Here is a 16,131-nt window from a genome sequence, read left to right on the forward strand (position 1 = left end):
GCCATGGACAACGAAGCGGAATCCAAGGCCGTCGTACCTGCCCAGCGGGCGTCCGAACTGCCGCCGGGCTTCCGCGAGATGATCGACGACCTGAAGTCGATCGTGCGGGGCGCACATGTGTCGGTGGTCGACGATCTGGTGCGGGACAAGGAGTTCGACGGGCCCCCCATCGGCATTCTCATCGCCGAGAGCCGCGACCGGTCGACGGTCGAGTACGCGTTGCGCGGCTACAGCCGGCCGCTGGCCGTCAGCACCTACGCCGGTCTGCCCGACCGCGTCCGCGAGCTGCTGCCCAGCGCCGAAGATCTCTCCCGCATCGCCGACGGAGTACTGAACACGCCGCAGACCACGGCCTGAGTCCCGAAGCACCCCGAAGCACCCGCGCACCACCCCGGCACCCACCCCGCCCCCGTAGGCTCGTAGACATGACGACTGACGTACCTCTCCCCGCACCCGGACGTGAGATCCGGACGCTCGACGTGCTCTCCCCCGAGCAGGCGGAAGCCGTATCCGGGCTGCTCGCCGAGGCGGCCCGGTCCGACGGCCGGCAGGCCGTGTCCGAGCAGGGGCGGCTGCAGCTGCGGGGCGGGCGGCGCGAGGGGGTGCGGCATCTGCTGCTGACCAGCGGGCCGGCCCTGGTCGGGTACGCGCAGCTGGAGGACACCGACCCCGTCGAGGCCCCGGCCGCCGAGCTGGTCGTGCATCCGGCGTACCGCGGGCAGGGCCACGGACGGGCGCTGGGCGCGGCGCTGCTCGCCGTGACCGGGAAGCGGCTGCGGGTGTGGGCGCACGGCGGGAAGTCCGCGGCACGGCATCTCGCCCAGGTCCTCGGCCTCTCGCTCTTCCGTGAACTGCGCCAGCTGCGCCGCCCGTTGACCCCGCTGGACATCGGCGAGACGGTGCTGCCGCCGGGCGTCACCGTCCGCACCTTCGTGCCCGGTGAGGACGACGCCGCCTGGCTCGCGGTGAACAGCGCCGCCTTCGCGCACCACCCGGAGCAGGGTTCGCTGACCCAGCGCGACCTGGACGACCGCAAGGCGGAGCCGTGGTTCGACCCGAAGGGGTTCTTCCTGGCCGAGCGCGACGGCGAGCTGATCGGCTTCCACTGGACGAAGGTGCATGCGGAGGAGCAGCTCGGCGAGGTGTACGTCGTCGGCATCCTGCCCGACGCGCAGGGCGGCGGGCTCGGCAAGGCGCTCACCGCGATCGGGCTGCGCCATCTGGCCGCCGAGGGGCTGCCGACCGCGATGCTCTACGTGGACGCGGACAACAAGGCGGCGCTGGCCGTCTACGAGCGGATGGGCTTCGCGACGCACGAGGTGGACCTGATGTACCGCACGGAGTCCTGAGCCAGGGGCCGGCGGAGGGTCAACCCCCCGGGGGCGGCGTCGCTTGACGTCGCCCCTTCCTTACGCCACTCTTTCACTACTCAATTAGTGAAAGGGGTGAACATGGCAGAGTCCGCAGCGGTCGAGTACCGCATCGACCGGCGCAGCGGCGTCGCCACGTACCTCCAGATCGTCCAGCAGACCAAGCAGGCTCTCCGCCTCGGCCTGCTGGGACCCGGCGACCGGCTGCCGACCGCGCGCGAGGTCGTCGAAGCCACCGCCATCAACCCGAACACCGTGCTCAAGGCCTACCGGGAGCTGGAGCGCGAGGGCCTCGTCGAGGCCCGGCGCGGGCTCGGCACCTTCGTCACCCGGACCCTCGGCGGCGCGGCGGCCGCCGACGACGCACCGCTGCGCGCCGAACTCGCCGACTGGACCCGCCGGGCACGCGCGGCCGGGCTGGAGAAGGACGACGTGAGCGCGCTCTTCACCGCCGTACTGGACAGGACTTTCGAGGGGGATCAGGCCGGATGACAGGCGCTGCGATCGAGGCCACCGGCCTCGGCATGAAGTACCGGAGCAGAGGCAGGGGCTGGGCGCTGCGCGACTGCTCCTTCCGGCTGCCCGCCGGGCGGGTGTGCGCCCTCGTCGGGCCCAACGGCGCGGGCAAGTCCACCCTGCTCGCCCTCGCGGCCGGCTTCCTGAGGCCCTCGGAGGGGGCGGTACGGGTGCTGGGCGAGGCTCCCGGGGAGGCACGAGCCCGGGTGGCCTTCGTGGCCCAGGACAAGCCGCTGTACCCGCAGTTGACGGTTGCCGCGACGCTCTGGGCGGGAGCCGAGCTGAACCCGGAGACCTGGGACCAGGACACCGCCGAACGCATCGCCGGGGAGCTCCCGCGCGACGCCGCGGTCCGTGACCTCTCCGGCGGCCAGCGGACCCGGCTCGCCCTGGCCCTGGCACTGGGCAAGCGGCCCGAACTGCTTCTGCTGGACGAGCCGATGGCCGACCTCGACCCGCTGGCCCGCCACCAGCTGATGGGCGCCCTGATGGCGGAGGCCGCCGAGCACTCCACCACCATCGTGATGTCCTCGCACATCCTCACCGAGCTGGAGGGCGCCTGCGACTACCTCCTGCTCGTCGACGGCGGCCGGGTCCGCCTCGGCGGCGAGACGGAGGACATCGTCGCCGCGCACACCCTGCTCACCGGTCCGGTACGGGACACCGCGCCGCACACCGTCGTCGAGTCCCGCACCGCGGGACGTCTGCAGACCGCACTCGTACGGAGGCAGGGCCCCGTGGACACCACCGTCTGGGAGGCCGCCGAGCCTTCGCTGGAAGAACTGCTGCTGGCCCATCTGCGGTCGCCGGAGGCCCCGGCGCTGCTGACGCCGAGCGCGGCGGCCGTCGAGGCCGGCCGGGAGGTGGTGGCGGTATGAGCGCCCTCGATCTGCGCGCGCCCGCCGTGCCCACCGGTCCCGGCACCGGTCTGCGTGGCCCCGTCCGCGTACTCCTCCGTCAGCACCGCCGTTCCCTGTGGACGGCGGGCGCGCTCCTGGTGCTGGGCATCGGAATCGTGGTCGGGCTCCGGATCTGGGTCTCGGCCGCGGCCTCGGCCGAACTGTGCCCCGACGGCGACACCACCGCCTGCGGTGACGGCAGCTACCTGCCCACCCAGGCCCGCAGCGCCACCGAGGCCTACCTGTCCGGCGGTGGGACCGTCGTCCTGCTGCTCGCCGGGCTCATCGGAGTCTTCGTCGCGGGACCACTGATCGCCCGTGAGCTGGAGAGCGGCACGTTCCGGCTCGCCTGGACCCAGTCGGTCACCCCCGCCCAGTGGCTGGCGGCCCGGCTCGCCCTTCCCGCGGCTCTGGTGACCGCCGGGGTGACCGTTCTGGTCCTTGTCTACCGGTGGGGCTGGTCGGGCATGCGAAGCACCTCCGCCGTGTACGAATTGGGCTGGTACCAGAGCGGTGTCAACCCGGCGCTCGGCCCAGTCGCCATCGGCTATGCCCTGCTGGCCGTGGCTGTCGGCGCCCTGTCCGCCGTGGTCGTACGCCGTACCGTCCCGGCCATGGGCGCCACCGCCCTCGTCCTGGCCGTGGTCACGCTGGGCATCGGCAAACGCCGATATGAACTCTGGCCGACCGTCCGTTTCCTCGACGGCAACCGTCCGAGCGGTGACGCCTGGCACATCGAGTCGGGCATGCTCACCGCCTCGGGCAAGGAGATCAGCTACTGGACGGACTGTGTCGGGGCCGGCACAGTCCCGGAGGATCCCGCCGCCTGCATGCGCAAGCTGGGCGGCATCACCGACTTCGCCGACTACCACCCCGCCTCGCACTTCTGGCCCCTCCAGCTCGTCGAGACCGGCATCCTGCTCGTCCTGGCCGCCCTCGCCGTCGCCCTCGCCTTCCGGGTGCTGCGCCGCCGCCACGGCTGACGTCCGTACGTTCCGGGCCCCTCCCCGGGGCCCGGAATCGGTTCATATGACCAATCCGCGCACGGCACACCGCTTCCTGCACGTCATGTCGCCGTTACCAGCCATTCAGAAGCGCTTGCGACGCTCTCAAAATGCAGCCAGCTGTGCCGACCCCCCGCAACGGGAGAAATCCCGGCGGAGACCGCACGAACGACGTCAACCGTGCGTTCCCCGTGATCTCCGTGCCCTCCGGCGTGCCCCCGGAGCCGTCCGCGCGGAACAATAGGGCCATGAGCCAGCAGCCCAGCTCCGAGGTACCGGTCCAGTCCACCGTGCAGCCGTCGGTCGGCTCACTCGCCGCGCACCGGCCGCACGCCGTCGCCACCGCCGCGTCCAACGGCGCGCTGTCGACCGCAGCCGACCTGGACCCCGATATCGACGCCGACGTCGACGCGTACGAGCCCGATGTCGACGGCGACGAACTGCCCCAGGGCCGCTTCCTGGACCGCGAGCGCAGTTGGCTCGCGTTCAACGAACGGGTGCTCGAACTGGCCGAGGACCCCGCGACCCCCCTACTCGAACGGGCTAATTTCCTCGCCATCTTCGCCTCGAACCTGGACGAGTTCTTCATGGTCCGGGTGGCCGGTCTGAAGCGCCGTATCGCCACCGGCGTCGCCACCCGTTCCGCCTCCGGACTCCAGCCCCGCGAGGTCCTGGACCTGATCTGGACCCGCTCGCGCGAACTCATGGCCCGGCACGCCGCCTGCTACCAGCAGGACGTGGCCCCCGCGCTCTCGGACGAGGGCATCCAGCTGATCCGCTGGCCCGAGCTGACCGAGAAGGAACAGGCCCGGCTGTTCACCTTCTTCCGGCAGCGGGTCTTCCCCGTGCTGACCCCCCTCGCCGTCGACCCGGCGCACCCCTTCCCGTACATCTCGGGGCTCTCGCTCAACCTCGCCGTCGTCGTACGCAACCCGGTCAGCGGCCACCGCCACTTCGCCCGGGTCAAGGTGCCGCCGCTGCTGACCCGCTTCCTGGAGGCGTCGCCGCAGCGGTACGTGCCCATAGAGGACGTCATCGCCGCCCATCTCGAAGAGCTCTTCCCGGGCATGGAGGTCCTCGCCCACCACATGTTCCGGGTCACCAGGAACGAGGACCTGGAGGTCGAGGAGGACGACGCCGAGAACCTCCTCAAGGCCCTGGAGAAGGAGCTCATGCGGCGCCGCTTCGGCCCGCCGGTCCGCCTGGAGGTCGAGGAGTCCATCGACCCGTACGTGCTGGACCTGCTGGTGCGCGAGCTGAAGGTGTCCGACGCCGAGGTCTACCCACTGCCCGGACCGCTCGATCTGACCGGGCTCTTCGGCATAGCCTCGCTGGACCGGCCCGAGCTGAAGTTCCCCAAGTTCATCGCCGGCACCCACCGCGATCTCGCCGAGGTCGAATCCGCCTCCGCGCCCGACATCTTCGCCGCGCTGCGCGAACGCGACGTGCTCCTGCACCACCCGTACGACTCGTTCTCCACCTCCGTACAGGCCTTCCTGGAGCAGGCCGCCGCCGACCCCGACGTCCTGGCCATCAAGCAGACCCTGTACCGGACTTCGGGCGAATCCCCGATCGTGGAAGCCCTCATCGACGCTGCCGAATCCGGCAAGCAGGTCCTCGTACTCGTCGAGATCAAGGCCCGCTTCGACGAGCAGGCCAACATCAAGTGGGCGCGCAAGCTGGAGGAGTCGGGCTGCCATGTCGTCTACGGGCTCGTCGGCCTCAAGACCCACTGCAAGCTCTCGCTCGTCGTCCGCCAGGAGGGCGACACCCTGCGCCGGTACGCCCACGTGGGCACCGGCAACTACCACCCCAAGACCGCCAGGCTCTACGAGGACCTCGGCCTGCTGACCGCGGACCCGCAGGTCGGCGCGGACCTCTCCGACCTCTTCAACCGGCTCTCCGGCTACTCCCGCCGCGAGACCTACCGCCGTCTCCTGGTGGCCCCGAGATCCCTGCGGGACGGGCTGATCGCCCGGATCAACAAGGAGATCACGCACCAGCGGGCCGGGCGGACCTCCTACGTCCGCATCAAGGTCAACTCGATGGTCGACGAGGCGGTCATCGACGCCTGCTACCGGGCCGCGATGTCCGGCGTGCCGGTGGACATCTGGGTACGCGGCATCTGCGCGATCCGTCCCGGTGTCGCCGGCCTCTCCGAGAACGTCCGGGTCCGCTCGATACTGGGCCGCTTCCTCGAACACTCCCGGGTCTTCGCCTTCGGCAACGGCGGCGAACCCGAGGTGTGGTTCGGCAGCGCCGACATGATGCACCGCAACCTCGACCGCCGGATCGAAGCACTGGTCCGGGTCACCGATCCCGCCCACCGCGCCGCGCTCAGCCGTCTCCTGGAGACCGGCATGGCCGACACCACCTCCTCCTGGCACCTGGGTCCCGACGGGAACTGGACCCGGCACGCCACGGACGCGGACGGCCAGCCGCTGCGGCACGTACAGGAAATGCTCATTGACGCCCGGAGGCGCCGGCGTGCGACGCCATGACCACCAGACGACGCAGGCGGACCTTACGGCAGGCGCGGTGCTCGCGCCCTACCTTCAGGAACAGGCCGCCGAATTCCTCCGCAGCCTGCGCCTGCACCGCGAGAACAGCGCCCCCACGGACGCCGGGACCCACGGAGCCGAGGAGGCCGCCGGCGCGCTGCGCCGCTCCTCGCGCCGGATCGGCGGCACGCTGCACACCTTCCGGGCGGCCCTGGACGCCACCTGGGCCGAGCAGCTCCGTACCGAACTTGCCTGGCTCTCGGGCACCCTGGCCAGGGAACACGCCTACGCGACCCGGCTGGGCCGGCTTCTCGAAGCGCTGCACGCCCTGCCCGGCACCTCGCTGCCCACCGCCCGCAACGGGGCCGGCGCCGACAGCGCCGCCGACAAGGAGCGCGCCGCCCTCGGCGTCGGCGCGGCCCGCGCCGGAGCACTCCTCGAACGACAGCTGACCCTCGCCCGGACGCGCGCCCACTCCGCCGCGCTCCAGGCGCTCGGCTCCTCCCGCTTCCACGCGGTGGCCGACGCCGTGGCGCTGCTCGCCTCGGAGGTCCCGCTCGCCCCGGCGGCCGCGGCCCCGGCCGAGGAGATGCTGCACGGGCCCGCCGACCGGGCCGAACAGCAACTGCTCACCGCTGTGGCGGCGCTCCCCTCCGACCGGGCGGTCGAGCCGTACAACGAGGCGCAGGACGCGCCCTGGCACCGGACCCGGCTGCTGCTGCGACTGCACCGGTACGCCCACGAGGTCGTGCGGGGCGCCCCCGATCCGGTCCTGGCCGAGCCGGGCCACGCGCTCGATCTGCATCGGGACGCCTCGGAGGCGGCCGCGGCGGCGGCATCGGCGGCCCGCACCCCCCGCATCGCACCCGCGACCGCGTACGCCCTGGGGGTGCTCCACGCCGACCAGCGCCATGAGGTGGAGGCGGCCCGCGGCGTGTTCCGGGCGAGCTGGCCGTACACCGCCGCGGCCGTGACCGCGCCATGAGCGGGGCGGTGGGCGCCCGCGGCGGAAAGCGTGCCGTGAACGGGCCGGTGCTCGCCGCGGGATGCGTGCTGTGGCGCCGCTCGGAGCGCTCCGGCGAGCTGGAGATCTGCCTGGTCCACCGGCCCCGCTACGACGACTGGTCGCACCCCAAGGGCAAGCTGAAGCGCGGCGAGCCGGCGCTGGACGCCGCCCGGCGCGAGGTCCTGGAGGAGACCGGCCACCTTTGCGCCCCCGGCGTCCGGCTCCCCACGGTCCGTTATCTCGCGAACGGCCGGCCCAAGGAGGTCGCCTACTGGGCGGCCGAGGCGACCGACGGCTCCTTCGTGCCCGGCACCGAGGTCGACCGGGTGAGCTGGCTCTCCCCGGCGGCGGCCCGGACCCGCCTCACCCAGCCCCGCGACCGGGACCTGCTGGACGCCCTGCTCGCGACACTGCCGGGCGCCTGACCCGGCGCCCGGCCCAGCGCCTGATCGAGGGCCAGAACCGCACCGTCCGACACGGTTCACCTTCCGTTCACTCTCCCCCGTAGGCCGCTTCACCTGTTCTGCCTAACTTCGGCAGTGCACGGGGCACGGCGCCACGCCGGAGCACCCACCACATCGCACGCCGTCGTAGAACGAAAAGACCTCGGCGGCTCCTGGAAGGAACACCCGAAAGTGAAGCTTCAGCGCAAGAACCTGCTTCGTGCCACCGCGCTCGGTGCCCTCGCCGTTTCCGGCGCCCTGGTCCTCACGGCGTGCGGTTCGGACGACAACAGCGGCGGCACGACCGGCGGCAACGGCGGCAAGACGAGCGCCGCGTCGAACATCAAGTGTGACGACGCCAAGGGCCAGCTGCCCGCCTCCGGCTCCAGCGCGCAGAAGAACGCCATGGACCTCTGGGCCAAGAACTACATGGCCGGCTGCTCCGGCGTCGAGATCAACTACAAGTCGTCCTCCTCCGGCGAGGGCATCGTCGCCTTCAACCAGGGCACGGTCGGCTTCGCCGGTTCCGACTCGGCGCTGAAGCCCGAAGAGGTCGCCGACTCGAAGAAGATCTGCAAGGGCGGCCAGGGCATCAACCTCCCGATGGTCGGCGGCCCGATCGCCATCGGCTTCCACCTGGAGGGTGTCGACAGCCTCACGCTGGACGCCCCCACGCTCGCCAAGATCTTCGACGGCAAGATCAAGAAGTGGAACGACCCGGCGATCGCCAAGCTCAACAGCGGCGCGAAGCTCCCGGACAAGGCCATCCAGGCCTTCCACCGCTCCGAGGACTCCGGCACCACGCAGAACCTCGGCAAGTACCTCGGCGCGGCCGCCCCGAGCGACTGGAAGTACGAGGCCGAGAAGAAGTGGCCGGCCCCCGGTGGCCAGGCCGCGTCCGGCTCCTCCGGCGTCGCCGCCCAGGTGAAGCAGGTCGACGGCTCGATCGGCTACTTCGAGCTGAGCTACGCCACCTCGCAGTCGATCTCCACCGTCGACATCAACACCGGCGGTGCCGCCCCGGTCAAGGCCACCCCGGAGAACGCCTCCAAGGCCATCGCCGCCGCCAAGATCAAGGGCACCGGCAAGGACCTGGCGCTGGACCTCGACTACACGACCAAGGCCGAGGGTGCCTACCCGATCGTCCTGGTGACGTACGAGATCGTCTGCGACAAGGGCAACAAGGCCGAGACCCTTCCCACGGTCAAGTCCTTCCTGAACTACACCGCCAGTGACGAGGGCCAGAAGCTCCTCACCGAGGCCGGCTACGCGCCGATCCCGACCGAGATCAACGCCAAGGTCCGCGAGGCCATCGCCTCCCTCTCGTAACCGGGACGGGCAAGCCCCACCAGTAACACCTTCAGCAACACCAGCAACATCCGGCGGACCGGTCCGGTGCACCCCTCCGGACCGGTCCGCCACCACCCATCCGGTGCACCGCCGCCAGGGGAGCCAGACCGCTCCCCCACACAGACCGGAAAGACCATGGCTTCCACCACACCGATAGACAAGCCGCCGGCCCCGCCGGTGGCGCTCAAGCGCGCCGGGACCAAATCCGGCCGCGCGGGCGACAAGGTCTTCCTGGGCCTCTCCAAGGGCTCGGGCATTCTGCTGCTCGTGCTCATGGCCTCGATCGCCGTGTTCCTGACCTACCGCGCCTCGCTCGCCGTCTCCAGGAACGAAGGCAACTTCTTCACCACCTTCGACTGGAACCCGGCCGGCGACCCGCCGGTCTTCGGCATCGCGGTCCTCCTCTTCGGCACGATCGTCAGCTCGGTCATCGCGATGGCCATCGCCGTCCCGGTCGCCGTCGGCATCGCCCTGTTCATCTCGCACTACGCGCCGCGCAAGCTGGCCGCACCCCTCGCGTACGTCGTCGATCTGCTCGCCGCAGTGCCGAGCATCGTGTACGGCATCTGGGGCGCCCTCGTACTCGTCCCGTACCTGGAGGGCCCGAACCTCTGGCTCGACCAGTTCTTCGGCTGGACGTACCTCTTCGAGAAGACCGAGGTCGGCGTCGCCCGCTCGCTCTTCACCGTCGGCATCCTGCTCGCGATCATGATCCTGCCGATCGTGACCAGCGTCAGCCGCGAGGTCTTCCTCCAGGTCCCGAGGATGAACGAGGAAGCCGCCCTCGCGCTGGGCGCCACCCGCTGGGAGGTCATCCGCCTCTCGGTGCTCCCCTTCGGCCGCTCCGGCGTGATCTCCGCCTCGATGCTGGGCCTGGGCCGCGCGCTCGGCGAGACGATGGCCGTCGCCACGGTCCTGTCGCCGAGCTTCATCATCTCCGGGCATCTGCTCAACCCGGGCGGCGGCACCTTCGCCCAGAACATCGCCGCGAAGTTCGACGAGGCCAACGAGTTCGGGCGGGACGCCCTGATCGCCTCGGGCCTCGTGCTCTTCGTCCTCACCCTGCTGGTCAACGGCGCGGCCCGGCTGATCATCGCCCGCCGCAAGGAATACTCGGGGGCCAACGCATGAGCCAGGCAGCCAACACCGGCATACAGGAACGCCCCGTCCCGACGGCGCCCAAGCGCTCGACGAGCCTGAGCACCCGGGCACTGCCCCGCTGGGCCCCCTTCGCCTTCGCGGCCGTCGCGATCGCGCTGGGCGTGGGCACCGGCATGGCGGCGGGCTGGCAGAGCCGCACCCAGTGGGGACTGGTCTCCGCCCTCCTCTTCGTCGTCATCTCGTACATCACGACCTCGGTCGTCGAGAACCGGCGCCAGGCCAAGGACCGGCTCGCCACCAGCATCGTCTGGGTCTGCTTCCTGCTGGCCGTCGTGCCGCTCGCCTCGCTGCTGTGGACGACGATCAGCCGCGGCGCGGAGCGCCTGGACGGCTACTTCCTGACCCACTCGATGGCCGGCGTGCTCGGCTCCGAGCCGACCGGCGGTGTCTACCACGCACTGATCGGAACGCTGGAGCAGGTCGGCATCGCCACCCTGATCGCCGCCCCGATCGGCATGCTGACCGCCGTCTACCTGGTGGAGTACGGCAAGGGCGCCCTGGCCAAGGCCGTGACCTTCTTCGTCGACGTCATGACGGGCATCCCGTCCATCGTCGCGGGTCTCTTCATCCTGTCGATCATGCTGATGACGAAGACCCAGCCGTCCGGTCTGATGGGCGCGCTGGCGCTCACGATCCTGATGATGCCGGTCGTGGTCCGCTCCACCGAGGAAATGCTCAAGCTCGTCCCGAACGAGCTCCGCGAGGCATCGCTCGCCCTCGGCGTCCCGAAGTGGCGCACCATCCTGAAGGTGGTCCTCCCGACCGCGATCGGCGGCATCACCACCGGTGTGATGCTCGCGATCGCCCGCATCGCCGGTGAGACCGCGCCGATCATGCTGCTGGTCTTCGGCAGCCAGCTGATCAACACCAACCCGTTCCAGGGCGCACAGTCCTCGCTCCCCTTCTACATCTGGGAGCAGTACAAGGTCGGTACCGACCAGTCGTACGACCGTGCCTGGGCCGCCGCGCTGGTCCTGATCGCCTTCGTCATGATCCTCAACCTGGTGGCCCGCGGCATCGCCCGCTGGAAGGCCCCGAAGACCGGCCGCTGACCGCGGCACGAAAGAAGCAGTGATTCAGATGGCCAAGCGCATCGACGTCAGCGGCCTGTCCGCCTACTACGGCTCCCACCTCGCCATCGAGGACATCTCGATGACCGTGGAGCCCCGCTCCGTGACCGCCTTCATCGGCCCGTCCGGCTGCGGCAAGTCCACCTTCCTGCGCACCCTGAACCGCATGCACGAGGTCACCCCCGGCGGCCGCGTCGAGGGCAAGGTGCTGCTGGACGACGAGAACCTGTACGGGGCGAACGTCGACCCGGTCACCGTGCGCCGCACGGTCGGCATGGTCTTCCAGCGCCCGAACCCGTTCCCGACCATGTCGATCTTCGACAACGTCGCCGCGGGCCTGAGGCTGAACGGCTCGTACAAGAAGAGCGAGCTTTCCGACATCGTCGAGAAGTCGCTGCGCGGCGCCAACCTCTGGAACGAGGTCAAGGACCGGCTGAACAAGCCCGGCTCCGGTCTCTCCGGCGGTCAGCAGCAGCGTCTGTGCATCGCCCGTGCGATCGCGGTCGAGCCGGAGGTGCTGCTGATGGACGAGCCCTGCTCCGCCCTGGACCCGATCTCCACCCTCGCCATCGAGGACCTGATCGGCGAGCTGAAGGAGCGCTTCACGATCGTCATCGTGACGCACAACATGCAGCAGGCGGCCCGGGTCTCGGACCGCACGGCGTTCTTCAACCTCGCGGCGGTCGGCAAGCCCGGCAAGCTCATCGAGATCGACGAGACGGAACGCATCTTCTCCAACCCGTCCGTCCAGGCCACCGAGGACTACATCTCGGGACGCTTCGGATAGTCACCCGGCAACGGGGCCGACGTGGGCCGGGGGCGTGGGTGGTTGCGCCCGGTGGTGGGGTTTCCACCGGGGAACCGCCTCACCCCTCCGGTGAACCGGCCTCGTCCCCAGACGGCCTTGAGGTGCTGCATGGCGGTGCCACCGCAAGGCGAAGGGGCCGCCCCCGCTCCCCGCGAAGGGAGTGGGGGCGGCCCCGTTTCCGTACCGCCGTGACCGCGCCGGGCCGTCAGCCGAAGAGCAGGACCACGACCCCGTAGCTCGCGGCGGCGACCAGCGCCGCGGCCGGCATCGTGATGAACCAGCCCAGGATGATGTTCTTGGCGACGCCCCAGCGCACGGCGTTCACCCGCTTCGTGGCGCCCACACCCATGATCGCCGAGGTGATGACGTGCGTCGTGGAGATCGGCGCGTGGAACAGGAACGCCGAGCCGAACATGATCGACGCACCGGTCGTCTCCGCCGCGAACCCCTGCGGCGGGTCCAGCTCGATGATCTTCCGGCCGAGCGTCCGCATGATGCGCCAGCCACCCGCGTACGTACCGAGCGAGAGCATCAGCGCGCAGACCAGCTTCACCCAGACCGGGATCGGGTCGCTCGGGCTCTCGACGTCGGCGATGACCAGCGCCATCACCACGATGCCCATGGTCTTCTGCGCGTCCTGCAGACCGTGGCCGAGCGCCATGCCCGCGGCCGAGACCGTCTGTGCGATCCGGAAGCCGCGCTTGGCCTTGTGCGGGTTGGCCTTCCGGAACATCCACATGATCGCGACCATCACCAGATAGCCGACGACCAGGCCGATGACCGGCGAGACGAACATCGGGATGACGACCTTGTCGAGCACCCCGTCCCAGTGCACCAGCGTCCCGCCGGCCAGCGCCGCGCCGACCATGCCGCCGAACAGGGCGTGAGAGGAGGAGGACGGCAGCCCGAAGTACCAGGTGACGAGGTTCCAGATGATCGCGCCGACGAGCGCGGCGAAGAGGATTCCCATCCCCTTGTTGCCCTCGGGCGTCGCGATCAGGCCCTCGCTGACGGTCTTGGCGACCCCGCTGCCCAGGAACGCACCGGCGAGGTTCATCACCGCGGCCATCGCCAGCGCCGCGCGGGGGGTGAGTGCCCGGGTGGAGACGGAGGTGGCGATGGCGTTCGCCGAGTCGTGGAAGCCGTTCGTATACGTGAAGCCGAGCGCGACACCGATGGTCACGATCAGCGCAAAGGTGTCCACGTGGTTCAGGACTCCTTGACCGCGATGGTCTCCACCGTGTTGGCGACGTGCTCGAACGCGTCGGCCGCCTCTTCCAGCACGTCCACGATCTGCTTGAGCTTCAGCACCTCGATGGCGTCGTACTTGCCGTTGAAAAGATGAGCGAGCAGTTTGCGGTGGATCTGGTCGGCCTGGTTCTCCAGGCGGTTGACCTCGATCCAGTACTCGGTGAGGTTGTCCATCGTCCGCAGACCCGGCATCGCCTCGGCGGTCAGCTCGGCCGCACGGGCCAGCACCTCGATCTGCTGGGCAATGCCGTTGGGAAGCTCCTCGACCTGATACAGCACGACCAGGTCGACGGCCTCCTCCATGAAGTCCATGATGTCGTCGAGCGACGACGCGAGGTTGTAAATGTCCTCGCGGTCGAACGGCGTAATGAAAGAGGAGTTCAGCTGGTGGAAGATCGCGTGGGTGGCATCGTCCCCCGCGTGCTCCGCTGCCCGCATGCGCTCCGCGATCTCGACTCGGGAGGCAGAGTCCGCCCCGAGCAGTTCCATCAGGAGTTTCGAGCCCGTGACGATGTTGTCCGCGGACGCGGAGAACATGTCGTAGAAGCTCGTCTCCCTGGGGGTCAGACGAAAGCGCACGTGGGGTCCTCGGGGTGCTTTGGATTCGGTCAGGCTGATGCTAGGCGCATCATCCGGCCACGGCTAACCGGCGTTCTTCAGTGTCGCGCATCGGGCACAGTGATCAGCACGGACCCCCGGTCACGTTTCAGCTGAATTCGTTAGGATATACCCACCAGGGGTATATAAACGCCAGGGTAAAGGGAAAACGGGAGGCAGTAATGACCACCACCGAGACCGCCGGGACCCCCGCGGAGACGGAATCCGCCGTCACCGATCACGACCGGGGCATACACGGTTATCACCATCAGAAGGCCGAACACCTCAAGCGGCTGCGCCGGATCGAGGGCCAGATCCGCGGCCTCCAGCGCATGGTCGACGAGGACGTCTACTGCATCGACATACTGACCCAGGTCTCGGCGTCCACGAAGGCGCTCCAGTCGTTCGCCCTCCAGCTGCTGGAGGAGCACCTGCGGCACTGCGTCGCGGACGCGGCGGTCAAGGGCGGCGAGGAGATCGACGCCAAGGTCGAGGAAGCCACGAAGGCGATCGCCCGGCTGCTCCGCACCTGATGGCGGGGGACCCGGGCCGCGGGGCCACGCTCACCCCCGGTGCTCTCCCTGCCGGGGGACGGTGGTGCGCTCGGTGATCACCCGGACGTTGAGCACCTCGTCGATACGGTCCGCGCTGAGCCGTTCCCCGATCGCGGCCGACGCGGCGATCATCAGCTCACCGCAGAGCTCGATCTCGGCGAGGGCCACATGGTCGGATACGGTCCGCGCGCCGAGCGTCACCACGTCACTCACCTCTCACTGCCGTCACCGGCTTCCTAGCGTAGGGAGCGGAGCACACGCCGCGCATGGCACGGACGGACCATTTCGCCGCCGCCGGCATGCCTATGCCTGAGCCCTCACCCGTCCGCCCCTCGGCTATCGCTGTCGGATCTGCCCCGTATAGATGTCGCGGTCGTCCGGCAGGCGCACGGAGACCGGCACCCCGAACCCGTACAGCAGTGTGGTCGACACCACTTCCACCTCCGGCCCCTCGTTGGTGAAGCTGAACCGGTGGCGCACCTTGCGCAGCCGCCCCTGCTCGTCGAGGTACGCGTCGAACGGCACCGTGTCCGTGCGGAACCCTTTCGCTGCCGCGGCCAGCGCCCCGCGCGATCCGGGCGTGGCCTCGCGCGCGGCCAGCCCGATGTCCGCCGCCCCCCGGTAGTGCCGCACGGGGACCCCGGCGAGCACCGTCTTCTCCACGTACGTCACCTGCCGCGCCCCGCACAGCAGTTCGGCGGCGGCCATCGGATCGGTCACCCCGCCGGTGACGAGATTGCCGTCCTCCAGGACCGTCGTGTCGACCCTGACCCATTTGTCCGCGGGCACTCCGGCGCCGCGGTTCATCATGTAGAGCGCGCCCGGGGCCAGCAGTTCGGTGATGGGGCGGTGCTCGTCCTCACCGGCGGCGTCCTTGGGCAGCACGACCGTGAGCCGGCCCCTGCCGCTGCGGAAGTCGTACGAGCCCCGGCCCCTGACGGTCACCCGCGTCCCGCCCGCCGCGGTCTCCATCGCCGTACGCACCTGGGCGGTTCCGACGACGGCCCGGGAGGCGGGGGCGACCCCGGCCACCGCCGTTCCGGTCCCGCTCACCGTCCCCGCGAGCACCGCGGCCGCGCGGTGGACCGCGTCGAGGGCGTCGGCCCCGCCCCGGTCGTCGGCCACGGCACGGTCACCGCCGCCACCGCCGCCCGAACATCCGGCGGTCGCCGCGATCACGCCCACCACGGCGAGGGCGCAGACAGCGCGCGCCCCGCCTCCGGACCTGTGCTGCCGCACCACCATCGCCTGCCAACCCCCAACGCCGTAACGCCTGCCCGAGAGGCCCATCCGTTCCGCATAACGACGCCCCGTGTCCCCCGTCACGCCGCCCCCATCGGCCACACCGCCGAGTGGCCCTGCCCAGTACCGTGGACGGGTGTATGAGCGACACACCGACGAGGTCCCGCCGACCGCCCCCGCCGCGCCCACCGGGCACGAACCCACGACCATGGAGCGCGGCTCCTTCTGCACCGCACGCTGTGCCTGCGGCTGGTCCGGCCCGGCCCGCCGCTCCAGGGAACGGGCCCGTACGGACGCCGCGGAGCACCTCGCGGCCCCCTGACCTCTCCGGCCGATCCCCCACCCCCGGCCTCCTCCGC

Annotated in this window: 18 protein-coding genes; 14 read left to right on the top strand and 4 right to left on the bottom strand. The window is 70.4% G+C overall.

Translation table 11 applies throughout. The annotated features are described in order from the left end of the window. Positions 1 to 3 precede the first annotated feature (3 nt). The 12 genes from BT364_RS28055 to pstB all read left to right on the top strand — a co-directional run bounded on the left by BT364_RS28055 (position 4) and on the right by pstB (position 12,107). On the top strand, positions 4 to 357 hold the full coding sequence (locus BT364_RS28055; RefSeq protein ID WP_256260247.1) for a PDDEXK nuclease domain-containing protein: 354 nt from the start codon (positions 4 to 6) through the stop codon (positions 355 to 357). 68 nt (positions 358 to 425) lie between these two features. Further along, positions 426 to 1,349 carry a mycothiol synthase gene (gene mshD, locus BT364_RS28060; protein WP_072488021.1) on the top strand — a complete coding sequence of 308 codons (924 nt, stop codon included), beginning with the start codon at positions 426 to 428 and terminating at the stop codon, positions 1,347 to 1,349. Between the two features lie 102 nt (positions 1,350 to 1,451). Continuing rightward, positions 1,452 to 1,862, top strand: coding sequence for a GntR family transcriptional regulator (locus BT364_RS28065; RefSeq protein WP_072488022.1), 411 nt, complete (start codon positions 1,452 to 1,454; stop codon positions 1,860 to 1,862). Continuing rightward, on the top strand, positions 1,859 to 2,764 hold the full coding sequence (locus BT364_RS28070; protein WP_072488023.1) for an ABC transporter ATP-binding protein: 906 nt from the start codon (positions 1,859 to 1,861) through the stop codon (positions 2,762 to 2,764). The genes BT364_RS28065 and BT364_RS28070 overlap by 4 nt, the downstream gene beginning before the upstream one ends. Beyond that, positions 2,761 to 3,768: an ABC transporter permease gene (locus BT364_RS28075; protein ID WP_072488024.1), complete on the top strand. Its 1,008-nt coding sequence runs from the start codon at positions 2,761 to 2,763 to the stop codon at positions 3,766 to 3,768. Before BT364_RS28070 ends, BT364_RS28075 begins: the two co-directional genes overlap by 4 nt. Before the next feature lie 269 nt (positions 3,769 to 4,037). Beyond that, positions 4,038 to 6,290 (top strand): RNA degradosome polyphosphate kinase, encoded by a 2,253-nt coding sequence (locus BT364_RS28080; protein WP_072488025.1) that lies wholly within the window; start codon positions 4,038 to 4,040, stop codon positions 6,288 to 6,290. Continuing rightward, positions 6,277 to 7,275 carry a CHAD domain-containing protein gene (locus tag BT364_RS28085; protein WP_072488063.1) on the top strand — a complete coding sequence of 333 codons (999 nt, stop codon included), beginning with the start codon at positions 6,277 to 6,279 and terminating at the stop codon, positions 7,273 to 7,275. Before BT364_RS28080 ends, BT364_RS28085 begins: the two co-directional genes overlap by 14 nt. Beyond that, entirely contained in the window at positions 7,272 to 7,721 is a 450-nt protein-coding gene (locus BT364_RS28090) for an NUDIX hydrolase (protein ID WP_256260248.1), read from the top strand. The genes BT364_RS28085 and BT364_RS28090 overlap by 4 nt, the downstream gene beginning before the upstream one ends. A gap of 210 nt (positions 7,722 to 7,931) precedes the next feature. Continuing rightward, the gene (gene pstS, locus BT364_RS28095; protein ID WP_072488026.1) at positions 7,932 to 9,068 is read left to right on the top strand and encodes a phosphate ABC transporter substrate-binding protein PstS; all 1,137 of its coding nucleotides are present in this window, start codon (positions 7,932 to 7,934) and stop codon (positions 9,066 to 9,068) included. A gap of 156 nt (positions 9,069 to 9,224) precedes the next feature. Beyond that, positions 9,225 to 10,220 (top strand): phosphate ABC transporter permease subunit PstC, encoded by a 996-nt coding sequence (gene pstC / locus BT364_RS28100; RefSeq protein WP_072488027.1) that lies wholly within the window; start codon positions 9,225 to 9,227, stop codon positions 10,218 to 10,220. Further along, the gene (pstA, locus tag BT364_RS28105) at positions 10,217 to 11,302 is read left to right on the top strand and encodes a phosphate ABC transporter permease PstA (RefSeq protein ID WP_072488028.1); all 1,086 of its coding nucleotides are present in this window, start codon (positions 10,217 to 10,219) and stop codon (positions 11,300 to 11,302) included. Before pstC ends, pstA begins: the two co-directional genes overlap by 4 nt. 28 nt (positions 11,303 to 11,330) lie before the next feature. Further along, on the top strand, positions 11,331 to 12,107 hold the full coding sequence (gene pstB / locus BT364_RS28110; RefSeq protein ID WP_072488029.1) for a phosphate ABC transporter ATP-binding protein PstB: 777 nt from the start codon (positions 11,331 to 11,333) through the stop codon (positions 12,105 to 12,107). 226 nt (positions 12,108 to 12,333) lie between these two features. On the opposite strand, the gene BT364_RS28115 is transcribed toward pstB, so the two are convergent. Both BT364_RS28115 and BT364_RS28120 read right to left on the bottom strand, forming a co-directional pair. Beyond that, entirely contained in the window at positions 12,334 to 13,332 is a 999-nt protein-coding gene (locus BT364_RS28115) for an inorganic phosphate transporter (protein ID WP_072488030.1), read from the bottom strand. Positions 13,333 to 13,337: 5 nt separating this feature from the next. Next, positions 13,338 to 13,958, bottom strand: a complete 621-nt coding sequence (locus BT364_RS28120) for a DUF47 domain-containing protein (protein WP_072488031.1) — start codon at positions 13,956 to 13,958, stop codon at positions 13,338 to 13,340. 200 nt (positions 13,959 to 14,158) lie between these two features. On the opposite strand from BT364_RS28120, the gene BT364_RS28125 reads away from it, so the two are divergent. Then, entirely contained in the window at positions 14,159 to 14,509 is a 351-nt protein-coding gene (locus BT364_RS28125; protein ID WP_072488032.1) for a metal-sensitive transcriptional regulator, read from the top strand. 30 nt (positions 14,510 to 14,539) lie between these two features. Here BT364_RS28125 and BT364_RS28130 read toward each other — a convergent pair whose 3' ends face one another. Together BT364_RS28130 and BT364_RS28135 are read right to left on the bottom strand one after the other, a co-directional pair. Further along, on the bottom strand, positions 14,540 to 14,734 hold the full coding sequence (locus tag BT364_RS28130; protein ID WP_072488033.1) for a hypothetical protein: 195 nt from the start codon (positions 14,732 to 14,734) through the stop codon (positions 14,540 to 14,542). A gap of 132 nt (positions 14,735 to 14,866) precedes the next feature. Further along, positions 14,867 to 15,775, bottom strand: coding sequence for a hypothetical protein (locus BT364_RS28135; protein WP_072488034.1), 909 nt, complete (start codon positions 15,773 to 15,775; stop codon positions 14,867 to 14,869). Between the two features lie 133 nt (positions 15,776 to 15,908). Here BT364_RS28135 and BT364_RS28140 point away from each other — a divergent pair, with 133 nt between their 5' ends. Continuing rightward, entirely contained in the window at positions 15,909 to 16,094 is a 186-nt protein-coding gene (locus BT364_RS28140; RefSeq protein ID WP_072488035.1) for a hypothetical protein, read from the top strand. The last annotated feature ends 37 nt before the right edge of the window (positions 16,095 to 16,131 follow it).

Origin of the sequence: Streptomyces atratus (assembly GCF_900119365.1) — a bacterium.
GTDB lineage: Bacteria > Actinomycetota > Actinomycetes > Streptomycetales > Streptomycetaceae > Streptomyces > Streptomyces atratus_B.